11 protein-coding genes are annotated in these 14,139 nt (G+C 72.2%); 7 read left to right on the top strand and 4 right to left on the bottom strand.

Annotation, left to right across the window (positions count from 1 at the left end):
• Window positions 1–255: 255 nt before the first annotated feature.
• The 3 genes from F3L20_RS14130 to F3L20_RS14125 form a co-directional block, all read right to left on the bottom strand.
• The gene (locus F3L20_RS14130) at window positions 256–1,212 is read right to left on the bottom strand and encodes a beta-ketoacyl-ACP synthase III (RefSeq protein ID WP_150154696.1); all 957 of its coding nucleotides are present in this window, start codon (window positions 1,210–1,212) and stop codon (window positions 256–258) included.
• Between the two features lie 169 nt (window positions 1,213–1,381).
• Window positions 1,382–1,522: an MFS transporter small subunit gene (locus tag F3L20_RS33975; RefSeq protein ID WP_167534523.1), complete on the bottom strand. Its 141-nt coding sequence runs from the start codon at window positions 1,520–1,522 to the stop codon at window positions 1,382–1,384.
• Window positions 1,491–2,843 carry an OFA family MFS transporter gene (locus tag F3L20_RS14125; RefSeq protein ID WP_150154695.1) on the bottom strand — a complete coding sequence of 451 codons (1,353 nt, stop codon included), beginning with the start codon at window positions 2,841–2,843 and terminating at the stop codon, window positions 1,491–1,493. The genes F3L20_RS33975 and F3L20_RS14125 overlap by 32 nt, the downstream gene beginning before the upstream one ends.
• Before the next feature lie 179 nt (window positions 2,844–3,022).
• On the opposite strand from F3L20_RS14125, the gene F3L20_RS14120 reads away from it, so the two are divergent.
• Genes F3L20_RS14120 through fdhD form a run of 5 tightly spaced genes read left to right on the top strand, consistent with a single transcriptional unit; the run spans window position 3,023 to window position 9,511 of the window.
• Complete coding sequence (locus tag F3L20_RS14120; protein WP_150154694.1) at window positions 3,023–3,994, top strand: 2-dehydropantoate 2-reductase; 972 nt, start codon at window positions 3,023–3,025, stop codon at window positions 3,992–3,994.
• Window positions 3,991–5,916 (top strand): molybdopterin oxidoreductase family protein, encoded by a 1,926-nt coding sequence (locus F3L20_RS14115; RefSeq protein WP_150154693.1) that lies wholly within the window; start codon window positions 3,991–3,993, stop codon window positions 5,914–5,916. The genes F3L20_RS14120 and F3L20_RS14115 overlap by 4 nt, the downstream gene beginning before the upstream one ends.
• Before the next feature lie 6 nt (window positions 5,917–5,922).
• Window positions 5,923–7,788, top strand: a complete 1,866-nt coding sequence (locus F3L20_RS14110) for an NAD(P)H-dependent oxidoreductase subunit E (RefSeq protein ID WP_150154692.1) — start codon at window positions 5,923–5,925, stop codon at window positions 7,786–7,788.
• Complete coding sequence (locus F3L20_RS14105) at window positions 7,785–8,645, top strand: 2Fe-2S iron-sulfur cluster-binding protein (RefSeq protein WP_145826337.1); 861 nt, start codon at window positions 7,785–7,787, stop codon at window positions 8,643–8,645. Before F3L20_RS14110 ends, F3L20_RS14105 begins: the two co-directional genes overlap by 4 nt.
• A gap of 17 nt (window positions 8,646–8,662) precedes the next feature.
• Window positions 8,663–9,511 (top strand): formate dehydrogenase accessory sulfurtransferase FdhD, encoded by an 849-nt coding sequence (gene fdhD, locus F3L20_RS14100; protein WP_150154691.1) that lies wholly within the window; start codon window positions 8,663–8,665, stop codon window positions 9,509–9,511.
• A gap of 283 nt (window positions 9,512–9,794) precedes the next feature.
• Here fdhD and F3L20_RS14095 read toward each other — a convergent pair whose 3' ends face one another.
• Window positions 9,795–10,808, bottom strand: a complete 1,014-nt coding sequence (locus F3L20_RS14095; protein WP_206338920.1) for a bile acid:sodium symporter family protein — start codon at window positions 10,806–10,808, stop codon at window positions 9,795–9,797.
• A gap of 202 nt (window positions 10,809–11,010) precedes the next feature.
• Between F3L20_RS14095 and F3L20_RS14090 the strand changes: the two genes are divergently transcribed.
• The gene (locus tag F3L20_RS14090; protein ID WP_150154689.1) at window positions 11,011–11,892 is read left to right on the top strand and encodes a LysR family transcriptional regulator; all 882 of its coding nucleotides are present in this window, start codon (window positions 11,011–11,013) and stop codon (window positions 11,890–11,892) included.
• A gap of 296 nt (window positions 11,893–12,188) precedes the next feature.
• The gene (locus tag F3L20_RS14085) at window positions 12,189–14,015 is read left to right on the top strand and encodes an AMP-dependent synthetase/ligase (RefSeq protein ID WP_150154688.1); all 1,827 of its coding nucleotides are present in this window, start codon (window positions 12,189–12,191) and stop codon (window positions 14,013–14,015) included.
• The last annotated feature ends 124 nt before the right edge of the window (window positions 14,016–14,139 follow it).

The following is a 14,139-nucleotide window of genomic DNA, read 5'->3' as shown; positions in this document are numbered from 1 at the left end:
TGGTGATTGTCTTTCGTCTACAGTCTACGGCGCGGCACCGGCCTCCGGCCGGGTTGCTCTCGTCACACCGACCCGGGCCCGCTCAAGGGCACCGGTAATGACGGCCCGCCCAAGGCACATCGCTGAGGACAGCCCGTGCAAGCGCACACCCCGAGGACGGCCCCGTCCAGGAGCACACCCCGAGGCCCCGCCCGCTCGACGGCACCACTCCGACAAGGCGCCCGCTCGACGGCACCACTCCGACAAGGCGCCCCCTCAAGGGCACCGCACGACCTGCCCCGCGTACGACAGGTTCCCGCCGAACCCGAACAGCAGCACCGGGTCCCCGGTCGACACGGCCCCCTGCTCGACGAGTTTGGAGAAGGCGAGCGGAATGCTCGCGGCCGACGTGTTGCCGGAGTCGACGACGTCCCGCGCGACCACCGCGTTGACGGCGCCGATCCTGCGCGCGAGGGGTTCGACGATCCGCAGGTTGGCCTGGTGCAGCACCACCGCGGCGAGGTCCTCGGGCGTCAGCCCCGCCTTCTCGCACGCCTGCCGGGCGAACTCCGGCAGCCGGGTGGTCGCCCAGCGGTAGACGCTCTGTCCCTCCTGCGCGAACCGCGGCGGAGTCCCCTCGATCCGCACCGCGTTCCCCATGTCGGGCGCCGAACCCCACAGCACCGGCCCGATGCCGGCCCCGGCACCCTCCGCGCCCGCCTCGGTCGCCTCCACGACGGCCGCGCCCGCCCCGTCGCCGACCAGGACGCAGGTGGTGCGGTCGGTCCAGTCGGTCACCTCGGACATCTTGTCCGCGCCGATCACCAGCACCCGCCGCGCCCCGCCGGCCCGCACGGCGTGGTCGGCGGTGGCGAGGGCGTGGGTGAAGCCGGCGCACACCACGTTGACGTCCATCACGGCGGGGTGGGGCATGCCGAGGCGGGCGGCGACCCGGGCGGCCATGTTGGGCGAGCGGTCGATCGCGGTGGAGGTGGCGACCAGGACCAGGTCGATCTCGGCGGGCGTGCGGCCGGCCGCGGCGAGCGCCTTGGCGGCGGCGTGCGCGGCCAGTTCGTCGACGGGCTCGTCGGGCCCGGCGATGTGACGGGTACGGATGCCCACCCGGCTCGTGATCCACGCGTCGCTGGTGTCGACCATGCCCGCCAGGTCCTCGTTGGTCAGGACCCGGGCGGGCTGGTAGTGGCCGACGGCGGTGATGCGCGAGCCGCTCATGGTGATCCCCTTGGTGATCCGGTTGCGGGATGCACCAGTCTGATCAGTGACTCACGGGTACGACCGCAGGTGAAGCGACAGGAAACGGGCGCGAGGCTTGTCGGCTTCCGTCAGCCGCCGGAAGGCTCCGGCAGGCGTCCCCGCGCCCGTCCCCTCGGCTACCGGCCGGTCACCCGGTGAACAGCTGTGTCGCCTTGCGCACCAGCTCGTACAGGCCGTAGGCGAGCGGGAGGCCCACCCAGAACCAGGAGAAGGCGATCAGCGCGCGGCGGTCGGGCTCAGGCGGACTCTGACTGCTGTCGCCGGTCATCGGCGGCCTCCTTCCGGGTCCCGGCCGGGGTGCCGGCGGCGGGTTCGTGGTGGCGGGGGTGGACGGGGCGGACCAGTTCGTTGGCGACGAAGCCGACGACCAGCAGCCCGATCATGACGACCAGGGACACCCCGTAGAGGGACGGACCGTGCTTGCCGGCCTCCTCCTGCCGGTCGGCGACCCAGTTGACGATGAGCGGTCCAAGGACGCCGGCCGTGGACCAGGCGGTGAGCAGCCGGCCGTGGATGGCGCCCACCTGGTAGGTGCCGAACAGGTCCTTGAGGTAGGCGGGGACCGTCGCGAAGCCACCTCCGTAGAAGGACAGGATGACGAGCGCGGCCAGCACGAACAGCGGCTTGGAGGAGTCGCCCAGCGACCAGATGAGGGCGTACATCAGCGCGCCGACGCCGAGGTAGACGCGGTAGATGTTCTTCCGGCCGATGAGGTCGGAGGTGGTGGACCAGCCGATGCGGCCCGCCATGTTGGCGGCGGACAGCAGGGCGACGAACCCGGCGGCGGCCGTGGCCGACACCGGCGCGGAGGTGTCCGCGAAGAAGTCGGTGATCATCGGCGCGGCCTTCTCCAGGATGCCGATGCCGGCGGTCACGTTCATGCAGAGCACGAGCCACAGCAGCCAGAACTGCGGGGTGCGCACGGCGGACCGGGCGGAGACCTGCGGTCCGGTGGTGACGGCGGGCGCGTCGGCCGTCGGCCGGGCGGTGGGCGGCACCCGCACCAGCAGCACGCCGAGCGACATGAAGACGGCGTACGTCAGCCCGTGCACGAGGAAGGCGTACGCGATGCCAACGTTGTCGGTACCGAAGGATTCGAGCATCTGCGCCGACCAGGGGGAGGCGATCAGCGCGCCGCCGCCGAAGCCCATGATGGCGATGCCGGTGGCCATGCCGGGCCGGTCCGGGAACCACTTGATGAGCGTCGAGACGGGCGAGATGTAGCCGATGCCCAGGCCGATGCCGCCGACGAAGCCGTAGCCGAAGACGATCAGCCAGTACTGCTCGGTGGCCGCGCCGAGCGCGGAGAGCAGGAAGCCGGAGGAGAAGCAGATCAGGGCGACGGTCATCGCCCAGCGCGGGCCCCGGCGTTCGACGAGGGTGCCCCCGAAGGCGGCGGACAGCCCGAGCATCACGATGCCGAGCTGGAAGGGCAGGGCGCTCTGGGTGCCGCTGAGGTCGAGCGCGGACTCCAGCGGCGGCTTGAACACGCTCCAGGCGTAGGCCTGGCCGATGGAGAGGTGTACGGCGAGTGCGGCGGGCGGTACGAGCCAGCGGCTCCAGCCCGGCGGTGCGACGGGGGGACTCATGAGTCCCCAACCGTAGGGAGTGACCCGCCCCTTGAGAAGACGGTTGAGCAGACAACCACCGGTACTGCACAAAGCCTTGTCGGCCTTGCTTCCATACTGTAGACAATATTTCGTCGACAGAGATTCGGCGATTCTCCCGGTTCTTCGGTATCCCTCGACCGAACGGAGCTCCCTTCGCCATGAAAGTCGCAGTCCTCGGCGCCGGGGCGATCGGCGCCTACGTCGGTGCCGCGCTCCACCGTGCGGGCGCCGACGTGCATCTCATCGCCCGCGGACCGCATCTGGCGGCCATGCGGCAGGACGGGGTCCGGGTGCTCAGCCCGCGCGGTGACTTCACCGCGCGTCCCCGTGCCACCGACGACCCGGCCGAGGTCGGCCCGGTCGACTACGTGTTCCTGGGTCTGAAGGCCAACTCGTACGCGGCGTGCGGGCCGCTGGTCGAGCCGCTGCTGCACGGCACGACCGCCGTGGTGGCGGCCCAGAACGGCATCCCCTGGTGGTACTTCCACCGGCACGGCGGCCCGTACGACGGCCGCCGCCTGGAGAGCGTGGACCCCGGCGGGGCGGTCAGTGCGGTGCTGGCGCCCGAACGGGCCGTCGGCTGCGTGGTGTACGCCGCCACCGAACTCGAACGGCCCGGTGTCGTCCGCCATGTCGAAGGCACCCGCTTCTCGATCGGCGAGCCCGACCGCGGCGTCTCCGCGCGCTGCCGCGAGTTGAGCGAGGCGATGCGGGCCGGCGGCCTGAAGTGCCCGGTCGAGACGGACCTGCGCAACGACATCTGGCTCAAGCTGCTGGGCAACATCTCCTTCAACCCGATCAGCGCGCTGGTGCGGGCCACCATGCGGCAGATGTGCCACCACGGCGGCACCCGGCGGGTCATCGAGACGATGATGACCGAGACCCTGGCGGTCGCCCACGCCCTCGGCTGCGAGGTCGGCGTCTCCATCGAACGGCGGCTGGCCGGCGCCGAGAAGGTCGGCGACCACCGCACCTCCACGCTCCAGGACCTGGAGCGCGGCAAACCGCTGGAGCTCGACGTGCTGCTCGCGGCCGTGGTCGAGCTGGCGGAGATCACGGGTGTCCCCGTGCCCACCCTGCGCACCGTGCACGCCCTGTCCGACCTGCTCGCGCTGAGGAGCGCCGCATGAGGAAACGCGACCGGACCCCGAAGACCTACACCCGCCTCACCCACCCCCTCGTCCGCGACTCACGGGACGAGCCGTTCCGCAGGGCGACCTGGGAGGAGGCCCTGGACCGCACCGCGCGCGAACTGGCGGCGGCACGCGGCGCGTTCGGCATGTTCTCCTGCTCCCGCGCCACCAACGAGATGAACTACGTGGCGCAGAAGTTCGCCCGGGTCGTCATGGGCACCAACAACGTCGACTCCTGCAACCGCACCTGCCACGCCCCCTCGGTCGCCGGGCTGTCCGCCGCGTTCGGCTCGGGCGGCGGCACCTCGTCGTACGAGGAGGTCGAGCACACCGACGTCGTCGTGATGTGGGGCTCCAACGCCCGCTTCGCGCACCCGATCTTCTTCCAGCACGTCCTGAAGGGCATCCGTAACGGCGCCCGGATGTACGCCGTCGACCCGCGCCGGACGTCCACCGCCGAGTGGGCGGAGAGCTGGCTCGGGCTCAACGTCGGCACGGACATCGCGATGGCCCACGCGATCGGCCGCGAGATCATCCACGCCGGTCTGGTCAACGAGGCGTTCGTCCGGCGGGCCACCACCGGCTACGAGGAGTACAAGGCGCTGGTCGAGCCCTGGACGCTCTCCCTCGCCGAGAAGGTGACGGGCGTCCCGGCCGCGGCGATACGGGAGCTGGCGCACGCCTACGCCCGCGCCGAACGCGCCCAGCTGTGCTGGACGCTCGGCATCACCGAGCACCACAACGGCACCGACAACGTGCGGGCTCTGATCAACCTCGCCCTGCTGACCGGGCACGTCGGCCGCTACGGCTCGGGCCTGCAGCCCCTGCGCGGCCAGAACAACGTGCAGGGTGGCGGCGACATGGGGGCGATCCCCAACCGGCTCCCCGGCTTCCAGGATCCCCTCGACGCGGGAGTGCGCGCCAAGTTCGAGGCAGCCTGGGACACCGTCATCCAGCCGCACTACGGCATGACCCTGACGGAGATGTTCGAGGCGATGGAGGACCGGTCGCTGCGTGCCGTCTACTGCATCGGCGAGAACCCGGCCCAGTCCGAGGCGGACAGCGACCAGGCCGTCCGCCGCCTGAAGGAGCTGGACTTCCTCGTCGTCCAGGACATCTTCCTCACCAGGACCGCCGAACTGGCCGACGTGGTACTGCCCGCGACCGCCGGCTGGGCCGAGACCGAAGGCACCACCACCAACAGCGAACGCCGGGTGCAGCGCGTCCGCCGGGCCGTGACCCCGCCCGGTGAGGCGCGCGAGGACATCGACATCCTCTGCGACCTCGCCACGCGACTCGGCCACGACTGGAAGTACGCCGACTCCGAGGCGGTGTGGAACGAGCTGCGCTCGGTCTCCCCGGACCACCACGGCATGACGTACGCCCGCCTGGAGGAGCATCAGGGCATCCAGTGGCCGTGCCCGAGCACGGACGGGCTGGAACCGCCGTACCTGCACGGCCGGCTGTGGGAGAAGGACCCCGGGCGGCGGGGGCGGCCGGCGCCGTTCGGCATGGTGCGGCACGACCCGCCGGTGGACCTCACCGACGAGCGGTACCCGATCCGCCTCACCACCGGGCGCCGCCTCGACTCCTACAACACCGGGGTGCAGAGCGGCTCCTTCGCTTCCCCGCTGCGGCGGGGCGAGTCCGTCGAGCTGTGCCCGGAGGACGCCGAGCGGTACGGGGTCGTGGTGGGCGAGGAGGTGCGGGTGACCTCGCGGCGCGGGTCCGTGCTGGCGCCGGTGTGGGTGGACCCCGCGCTGCGGCCGGGGCTCGCCTTCATGACGTTCCACTTTCCCGACGAGGTGGACACCAACCAGCTGACGATCGAGGCGAACTGCCCGATCGCGGGGACGGCGGAGTTCAAGGCGTCGGCGATCCGGATCGAGAAGCTCCCGGTTCCGACACACGTGAGGTGAGCAAGCGTGGACCTGCACTTCGGTGACAGCAAACCGACCGACGAGGAACGCGCCGCCGTCGACGCCCTGCTGGGCCCGCCCGAGTCGTCCTGGGAGGGCGCCGACCGTTCCGAGGCGGACCTGCGGTGGGCGCGCGGCGGGCGGGCGGCGCGCGACCGCCGCGACCTGCTGCTGCCGGGGCTGCACGCGCTCAACGACCGGGTCGGCTGGATCAGCGAGGGCGCGCTGGACTACCTGTGCCGCCGGCTGACGGTGCCGCCGGCCGAGGCGTACGGGGTCGCGACCTTCTACGCCATGTTCTCCGTACGTCCGCGCCCGGCCACGGTGCTGCACGTGTGCACGGACCTGGCCTGTGCGGCCGCGGGCGCGCCGAAGCTGTGCGAGGCGGTGGAGGCCCGTCTGGGCCCGCGGTCCGGGGTGGCGGTGGAACGCAGCCCCTGTCTGGGCCTGTGCGAGCGGGCCCCGGCGGCGCTGGTGGTCCGGGCCGGGGCGGACGCTTCCGCGGTCCCCGACGGCGGAGCGCCCGGCGGCGTCCCCCGGGCCGCCGCCGTCTGCGCGCCCGCCACCCCCGACGCCGTGGTCCGGGTGGCGCTCGCCCCGGAGAACGCCCCGCAGGAGCCGCCGGCCGTCACGGCGGTCCCGCAGGCCGGCGATCCCGGGCTGCTGCTCCTGCGCCGGGTCGGCACCGTGGACCCGGCCGATCTGGACGACTACCGGGCGCACGGCGGCTACACGGCGCTGCGTCGCGCCTTCGCCCTCGGGCCCGCCGGGGTGATCCGGGAGGTGACCGACTCCGGTCTGCTCGGGCGCGGCGGCGCCGCCTTCCCCACCGGCCGCAAGTGGCAGGCCACCGCGTCCCAGCCGGACCACCCGCACTACCTGGTCTGCAACGCCGACGAGTCCGAGCCGGGCACGTTCAAGGACCGGGTGCTGATGGAGGGCGACCCGTACGCGCTGGTGGAGGCCATGACGATCGCGGCGTACGCGACGGGCGCCCGCCTCGGCTACCTCTACCTGCGCGGCGAGTACCCGCGCGCCCTGGAGCGCATGGAGCACGCCATCGCCCAGGCGCGGGCGCGCGGCCTGCTCGGCGACGACGTCCTCGGCCAGGGTTTCTCCTTCGACATCGAGATCCGGCGCGGTGCGGGCGCCTACATCTGCGGCGAGGAGACGGCCCTGTTCAACTCCATCGAGGGCTACCGGGGCGAGCCCCGCTCCAAGCCGCCCTTCCCGGTGGAGAAGGGGCTGTTCGGCAAGCCGACCGTAGAGAACAACGTGGAGACGCTGGTCAACGTGCTGCCGATCCTCACCCTGGGCGCCCCCGCGTACGCGGCGATCGGCACGGGGGCGTCCACCGGCCCCAAGCTGTTCTGCGTCTCGGGCAGCGTGGCCCGCCCCGGGATCTACGAACTGCCGTTCGGCGCGACGCTCGGCGAGCTCCTCACGCTCGCCGGCGTACGGGACGGTCTGCGGGCGGTGCTGCTCGGCGGGGCCGCCGGCGGATTCGTCCGTCCCGACGAGCTGGACATCCCCCTCACCTTCGAAGGCACCCGCGCGGCCGGCACCACCCTCGGCTCCGGAGTCGTCATGGCCTTCGACGACACGGTCCCGCTCCCCCGTCTGCTGCTGCGCATCGCCGAGTTCTTCCGCGACGAGTCCTGCGGGCAGTGCGTGCCCTGCCGGGTCGGCACGGTCCGCCAGGAGGAGGCGCTGCACCGGATCGCGGAGCGCACCAGCGTGGACGCCGCCGCCGACATCACCCTGCTGCGCGAGGTCGGGCGCGCGATGCGGGACGCCTCGATCTGCGGTCTGGGCCAGACCGCGTGGAACGCCGTGGAATCCGCCATCGACCGTCTGGGGGCGTACGAATGACCGTGACACCGCTGGGGATCCCCCGCCGCCTGCTGGAGTTCACCCTGGACGGTGAGCCGGTCCGGGCGCCCGAGGGGTCGACGATCCTGGACGCCTGCCGGGCCGCGGGGAAGGACATCCCCACGCTGTGCGAGGGGGACACGCTCACGCCGAAGAACGCCTGCCGGGTGTGCGTGGTGGAGGTCGAGGGCTCGCGCACCCTGGTCCCCGCCTGCTCGCGCAAGGCGGAGGCGGGCATGGAGGTGCGCACCGGGACCGAGCGGGCCCGGCACAGCCGCAAGGTCGTCCTGGAGCTCCTCGCCTCCTCGGTCGACCTGTCGACGACACCCCGGGTCGCCGAATGGCTCAAGGAGTACGAGGCGAAACCGGACCGCTTCGGACCGGACGCGGCCCGGCTGAACGAGGAGCCGCGGGTCGACAACGACCTGTACGTGCGCGACTACGGCAAATGCATCCTCTGCTACAAGTGCGTGGACGCGTGCGGCGACCAGTGGCAGAACACCTTCGCGATCTCCGTCGCCGGGCGCGGTTTCGACGCCCGCATCGCGGTGGAGCACGACGCTCCGCTGACCGACTCGGCGTGCGTGTACTGCGGCAACTGCATCGAGGTCTGCCCGACGGGGGCGCTGTCGTTCAAATCCGAGTTCGACATGCGGGGGGCGGGTACGTGGGACGAGTCGCGGCAGACGCGCACGACGACCGTGTGCGCCTACTGCGGCGTGGGCTGCAACCTGACGCTCCATGTGCAGGACAATGAGATCGTGAAGGTCACGTCGCCGCACGACAACCCGGTGACCCACGGCAACCTGTGCATCAAGGGCCGGTTCGGCTACCAGCACGTGCAGAACCGGGACTGAACGGAACGGACAGGGACATGGGACGAGTCACGGAACGACGCAAGGTGATCCGCATCCGGGACGGGGCGGTGTCCACCCGCCCGGACACGCTCGTCGCCGAGGAGCCCCTGGAGATCCGGCTGAACGGCAAGCCCCTGGCCATCACCATGCGCACCCCGGGGGACGACTTCGCGCTGGCGGCCGGCTTCCTGGTCAGCGAGGGCGTGCTGGCGGCCGCGGCGGACCTGCGGAACATCGTCTACTGCGCCGGGGCCACGGCCGACGGGTCGAACACGTACAACGTGGTCGACGTGACGACCGCCCCCGGGGTGGAGATCCCGGACATCACGCTGGAGCGGAACGTCTACACGACGTCCTCCTGCGGTCTGTGCGGCAAGGCCAGCCTGGACGCGGTGCGCACCACGACCCGGCACCCGATCGCGGACAGCCCGCCGCTGCGGATGACGCCGGAGCTGCTGGCGGAGCTGCCGGACCGGCTGCGGGCGGCCCAGCGGGTCTTCGACCGCACCGGCGGACTGCACGCGGCGGCCCTGTTCGACGAGCACGGCGAGCTGCTGGACGTGCGGGAGGACGTGGGGCGGCACAACGCGGTCGACAAGCTGGTCGGCCGGGCGCTGCAACAGGGGAACCTGCCGCTGTCCCGGACGGTGCTGATGGTGTCCGGGCGGGCCTCGTTCGAGCTGGCGCAGAAGGCGGTCATGGCCGGCATCCCGGTGCTCGCGGCGGTCTCGGCGCCGTCCTCGCTGGCCGTGGACCTGGCGGCGGAGACCGGCATGACGCTGGTGGGCTTCCTGCGGGGCACTTCCATGAACGTGTACGCGGGTGAGGAGCGGATCGCCCTGCGGGCCGCGGCCGTCCGGGCCTGACCGGTCCCCCCGCTGCACGGCGGCGGGGCCCCAGCCGGCGGGGAGCGCCCCCTGCGCCGCGGGGCCCCGCCGCGAGAAAGGCCCGGCCGACGACGGTGACCGCGTGCGGGGCGTGCGCCCTGCGGGGCCCTGGCCCGGGCCGGCGGGCTCGTTCACCCCGCGCCGCCCGGGCCCGCCCGCCGCCGCCCGGACCCGCGGGCGCACCCGGAGCCGAGCGGCGGCGGGCGGCCGGTGCTCAGCCACGACGTGAACGGGCCGGAGACGTCCGCGGCGGTGGTGCCGTTCAGCCGGAACGTGTCCCTGTACCGACCTCGGTCCGTGACCGTGCGGCCCGGTCCTCCGCGGTGACCTCCGGGACCGGGTCCTTCGAACGGCGCTTGGCGATCACCGCGCACACCATCAGCTGCATCTGGTGGAACAGCATCAGCGGCAGCACGGCCAGCGAGGCGTGCGCCCCGAACAGCACGCTCGCCATGGGCAGTCCGGCGGCCAGCGACTTCTTCGACCCGGCGAACTGGATGGCGATCCGGTCCTCCCGGCCGAAGCCGAGGCCCTTGGCGCCGTACCAGGTGAGCGCCAGCATCACGGCGAGCAGCACGGCCTCGACGACGAGCAGTCCACCGAGCCGGGCGGGGCTGACCTGGCTCCAGACGCCCTGCACCATGCCCTCGCTGAACGCGGTGTAGACGACGAGCAGGATCGAGCCCCGGTCCACCAGTCCCAGCACCTTGCGGTGGCGGGCGACGAAGCCGCCGATCCAGCGGCGCGTGAACTGCCCGGCGAGGAACGGCAACAGCAGCTGGAGCACGATCTTCACCACCGAGTCGGCGGAGAAGCCGCCGGCGCTGCCGCCGAGCAGCGCCGCCGCGAGCAGCGGGGTGACGACGATGCCGGCCAGCGAGGAGAAGGAGCCGGCGCAGATCGCGGCGGGCACGTTGCCGCGGGCGATCGAGGTGAAGGCGATCGACGACTGGATGGTGGAGGGAACGAGCGTGCAGAACAGCAGCCCTTGGTACAGCGGGTCGGTGAGCAGCACCGGGACCAGTCCGCGGGAGGCCAGGCCCAGCAGGGGGAAGACGACGAAGGTGCAGGCCAGCACGGTGACGTGGAGCCGCCAGTGCTTCAGCCCGTCCAGCGCCTCGCGGGTGGAGAGCCGGGCGCCGTAGAGGAAGAAGAGGAACGCGATCGCGGCCGTGGAGGCGCCGGAGGCGATGTCCGCGCCGGTGCCGCGGGCGGGCAGCAGCGCGGCCAGACCCACCGTGCCGAGCAGCAGCGTGATGTACGGGTCGATCGGCATCCATCGCGGCCAGTGCGGGCGTTTCACGGTGCTCCACGTGCTCGGGTGTGTGCTCGGCGGTGCGTTCCGGAGGACGGGTGCCCCCGGCGGCCGGGGACAAGGCGTCCCCGCCCCATCCTGCTCCTCCGCTCCGTGATCGGGAATCCCGTACACCGCTCTGACTGTGATCGGGGTATGTGATGACCGGGGTAGGCTGCCGGGCATGTACGAGCCTACCCACCTGCGGACCTTCCTGTCCGTGGCCCAGACGCTGAGCTTCACGCAGGCGGCGCGGCGGCTCGGACTGCGCCAGTCGACCGTGAGCCAGCACGTGCGGCGGCTGGAGGAGGCGACCGGACGGCTGCTGTTCACCCGGGACACCCACTCCGTGGAACTGACCGAGGACGGCGAGGCGATGCTCGGCTTCGCGCGGCGCATCCTGGACGTGCACGAGCAGGCGGCGCAGTTCTTCACCGGCACCCGGCTGCGCGGGCGGCTGCGCTTCGGGGCCTCCGAGGACTTCGTGCTGACCCGGCTGCCGGAGATCCTCGAACGGTTCCGGCACGAACACCCGGAGGTCGACCTGGAGCTGACGGTCGAGCTGTCGGGCACCCTGCACGAGCAGCTCGCCGCGGGCCGCCTCGACCTGGTGCTGGCCAAGCGGCGGCCGGAGGACCCGCGCCCGGACCCGCACCGGCTGGTGTGGCAGGACGAACTGGTGTGGATCGGCACGCCGGGCCTGCGCCTCGACGCGCACCGCCCGGTGCCGCTGATCGTCTACCCGCCGCCGGGCATCACCCGCGACCTCGCGCTGCGGGCGCTGGAGCGGGAGGGACGGCAGTGGCGCATCGTGTGCAGCAGCGGCAGCCTCAACGGCCTGCTCGCGGCGGCCCGGGCGGGGCTCGGGGTGATGGTGCACGCGCGCGGGCTGGTCCCGCCGGGGCTGGTGCGGATGCCGGAGCGGGCCGGACTGCCGGAGCCGGGTCCGGTGGACTTCGTGGTGGTGCACGGCCGGCGCCGCCCCTCGGCGCAGGGCGCGGCGGACGCGCTGGCGGCGGCGCTCCTCGCGGGCGGCGACCGGCTGCACCGCGGCGGGCAGGGGTGACGGTCCGGGCCGTCCGTGCGCTGAGCTGGATGAGAGCCGTCGCGACGGCCATGGGGCGGTCATGGGGTCGTACAGATTCCGTGGAGATTGCCGCACCGAAACTTACTCCACCGTCAGGAATGTGCCGGACCTCTCCCCATCTGGGAGGTATCTCCTTCACCGGCTCACACCAGGCCGCCCGGTACGCGGCTTTCGACCCGGTTTCGCCCCTCGGACCCGTGGGGTAGCTTTCACCGCGCTGTGCGGGACGACGGTGTTGCCGCACCGGTCCGAGCGCCAGGAAGCGGGGAGCGGGATTGCGCGAGTTCACCAACCCTCCGTTGTCACAGGCGCCCACGGTGGGCGGTCTGGCCGACGTGGTGTTCCGGTACGCCGAGGAGGAGCCGCAGCGCGTGGCGCTCGGCCGCAAGGACGAGGACGGCCACTGGCGCGACGTGACCTGTGCCGAGTTCCGTGACGAGGTGCTGGCGCTGGCGAAGGGCCTGCTGGCGGGCGGCATCCGGTTCGGCGACCGGGTCGCGATCATGTCCCGCACCCGCTACGAGTGGACCCTGTTCGACTTCGCGCTGTGGGCGATCGGCGCGCAGGTCGTCCCGGTCTACCCCACCTCCTCCGCCGAGCAGTGCTCCTGGATGCTGCACGACGCGGAGGTGACGGCCGCGATCGTGGAGCACGAGGACCACGCGATGACCATCGCCACGGTCATCGACCGGCTGCCGCGGATGCGCCGGCTGTGGCAGCTCGACGCCGGCGCCGTACAGGAGCTGTACGACGCGGGAGCGCACCTCGACGACGACGTGGTGCACCGGCACCGCCGGGCGGTCACCCCCGACTCGGTGGCGACGGTCATCTACACCTCGGGCACCACGGGCCGCCCCAAGGGCTGCGCGCTCTCGCACGGCAACTTCATGTACGAGGCGGACACCGTCATCGAGCGCTGGGAGCCGGTGTTCCACTCCCGCCGGGGCGACGAGGCGTCGACGCTGCTGTTCCTGCCGCTCGCGCACGTCTTCGGACGGATGGTCGAGGTCGCCGCGATTCGCGGCAAGGTGAAGTTCGGCCACCAGCCGCAGCTCAACGCGGCCGCGCTGATGCCGGACCTGGCCGCGTTCAGACCGACGTTCATCCTGGCCGTGCCGTACATCTTCGAGAAGGTGTTCAACGCGGCGCGGCGCAAGGCCGAACGGGAGGGGCGCGGCGGGCCCTTCGAGAAGGCCGTCGAGGTGGCGGTGCGGTACGCCGACGCGGTGGAGGCGAAGGCCTGGGGCACCGGTCCCGGCCCGTCGGCGTCACTGCGGATGCAGCACCAGCTCTTCGAGAAGCTCGTCTACACCAAGATCCGCGCCGCGATGGGCGGCAGGATCCGGCACGCGATGTCGGGCGGTTCGGCCATGGACCGACGGCTGGGCCTGTTCTTCGCGGGCGCCGGCGTGCAGATCTACGAGGGGTACGGGCTGACCGAGTCGACCGCGGCGGCCACCGCCAACCCGCCCGAGCGCACCCGCTACGGCACGGTGGGACAGCCGATCCCCGGGGTGAGCGTGCACATCGCCGACGACGGCGAGATCTGGCTGCACGGCGAGAACGTGTTCCAGGGCTACCTCAACAACCCCAAAGCCACCGACGAGACGCTGCACGACGGCTGGCTGGCCACGGGCGACCTGGGTTCGCTGGACGAGGACGGCTATCTCACGATCACCGGGCGGAAGAAGGAGATCCTGGTGACGTCCGGCGGCAAGAGCGTCTCGCCGGGGGCGCTGGAGGAGCGGGTGCGTGACCATCCGCTGGTCAACCAGTGCCTCTTGGTCGGCAACGACCGGCCGTACGTCGCCGCGCTGGTCACCCTCGACCAGGAGGCCGTCGAGCACTGGCTGTCGATGCGCGGGAAACCGCGGCTCCCCCCGGCCCAGCTGGTGCGCGACGCGGACCTGGAGACGGAGGTGCGGCGCGCGGTGGTCGCGGCCAACACCCTGGTCTCGCAGGCCGAGTCGATCCGCACCTTCCGCATCCTGGCGCAGCCGTTCACCGAGGAGCACGGACTGCTCACGCCGTCGCTGAAGCTGAAGCGCAAGGCGATCGAGAAGGCGTACACGGAAGAGGTCGAGGCGCTGTACCGGGCATGAATTCCGCGGTCAGGAATGCGCCGGACGCCGTGATCGTTGACGATAGGGGTGTCACCTGACCACAACCTAAGGATCGAGAGCTCGTGAGCAAGGTCCCCCCGATCACCCTGAACAACGGCGTCGA

The organism is Streptomyces tendae, from assembly GCF_008632955.1.
Classification (GTDB): domain Bacteria; phylum Actinomycetota; class Actinomycetes; order Streptomycetales; family Streptomycetaceae; genus Streptomyces.
Note: the sequence above shows the minus strand (reverse complement) of the source record. Positions and strands in the feature narration are given on the sequence as shown.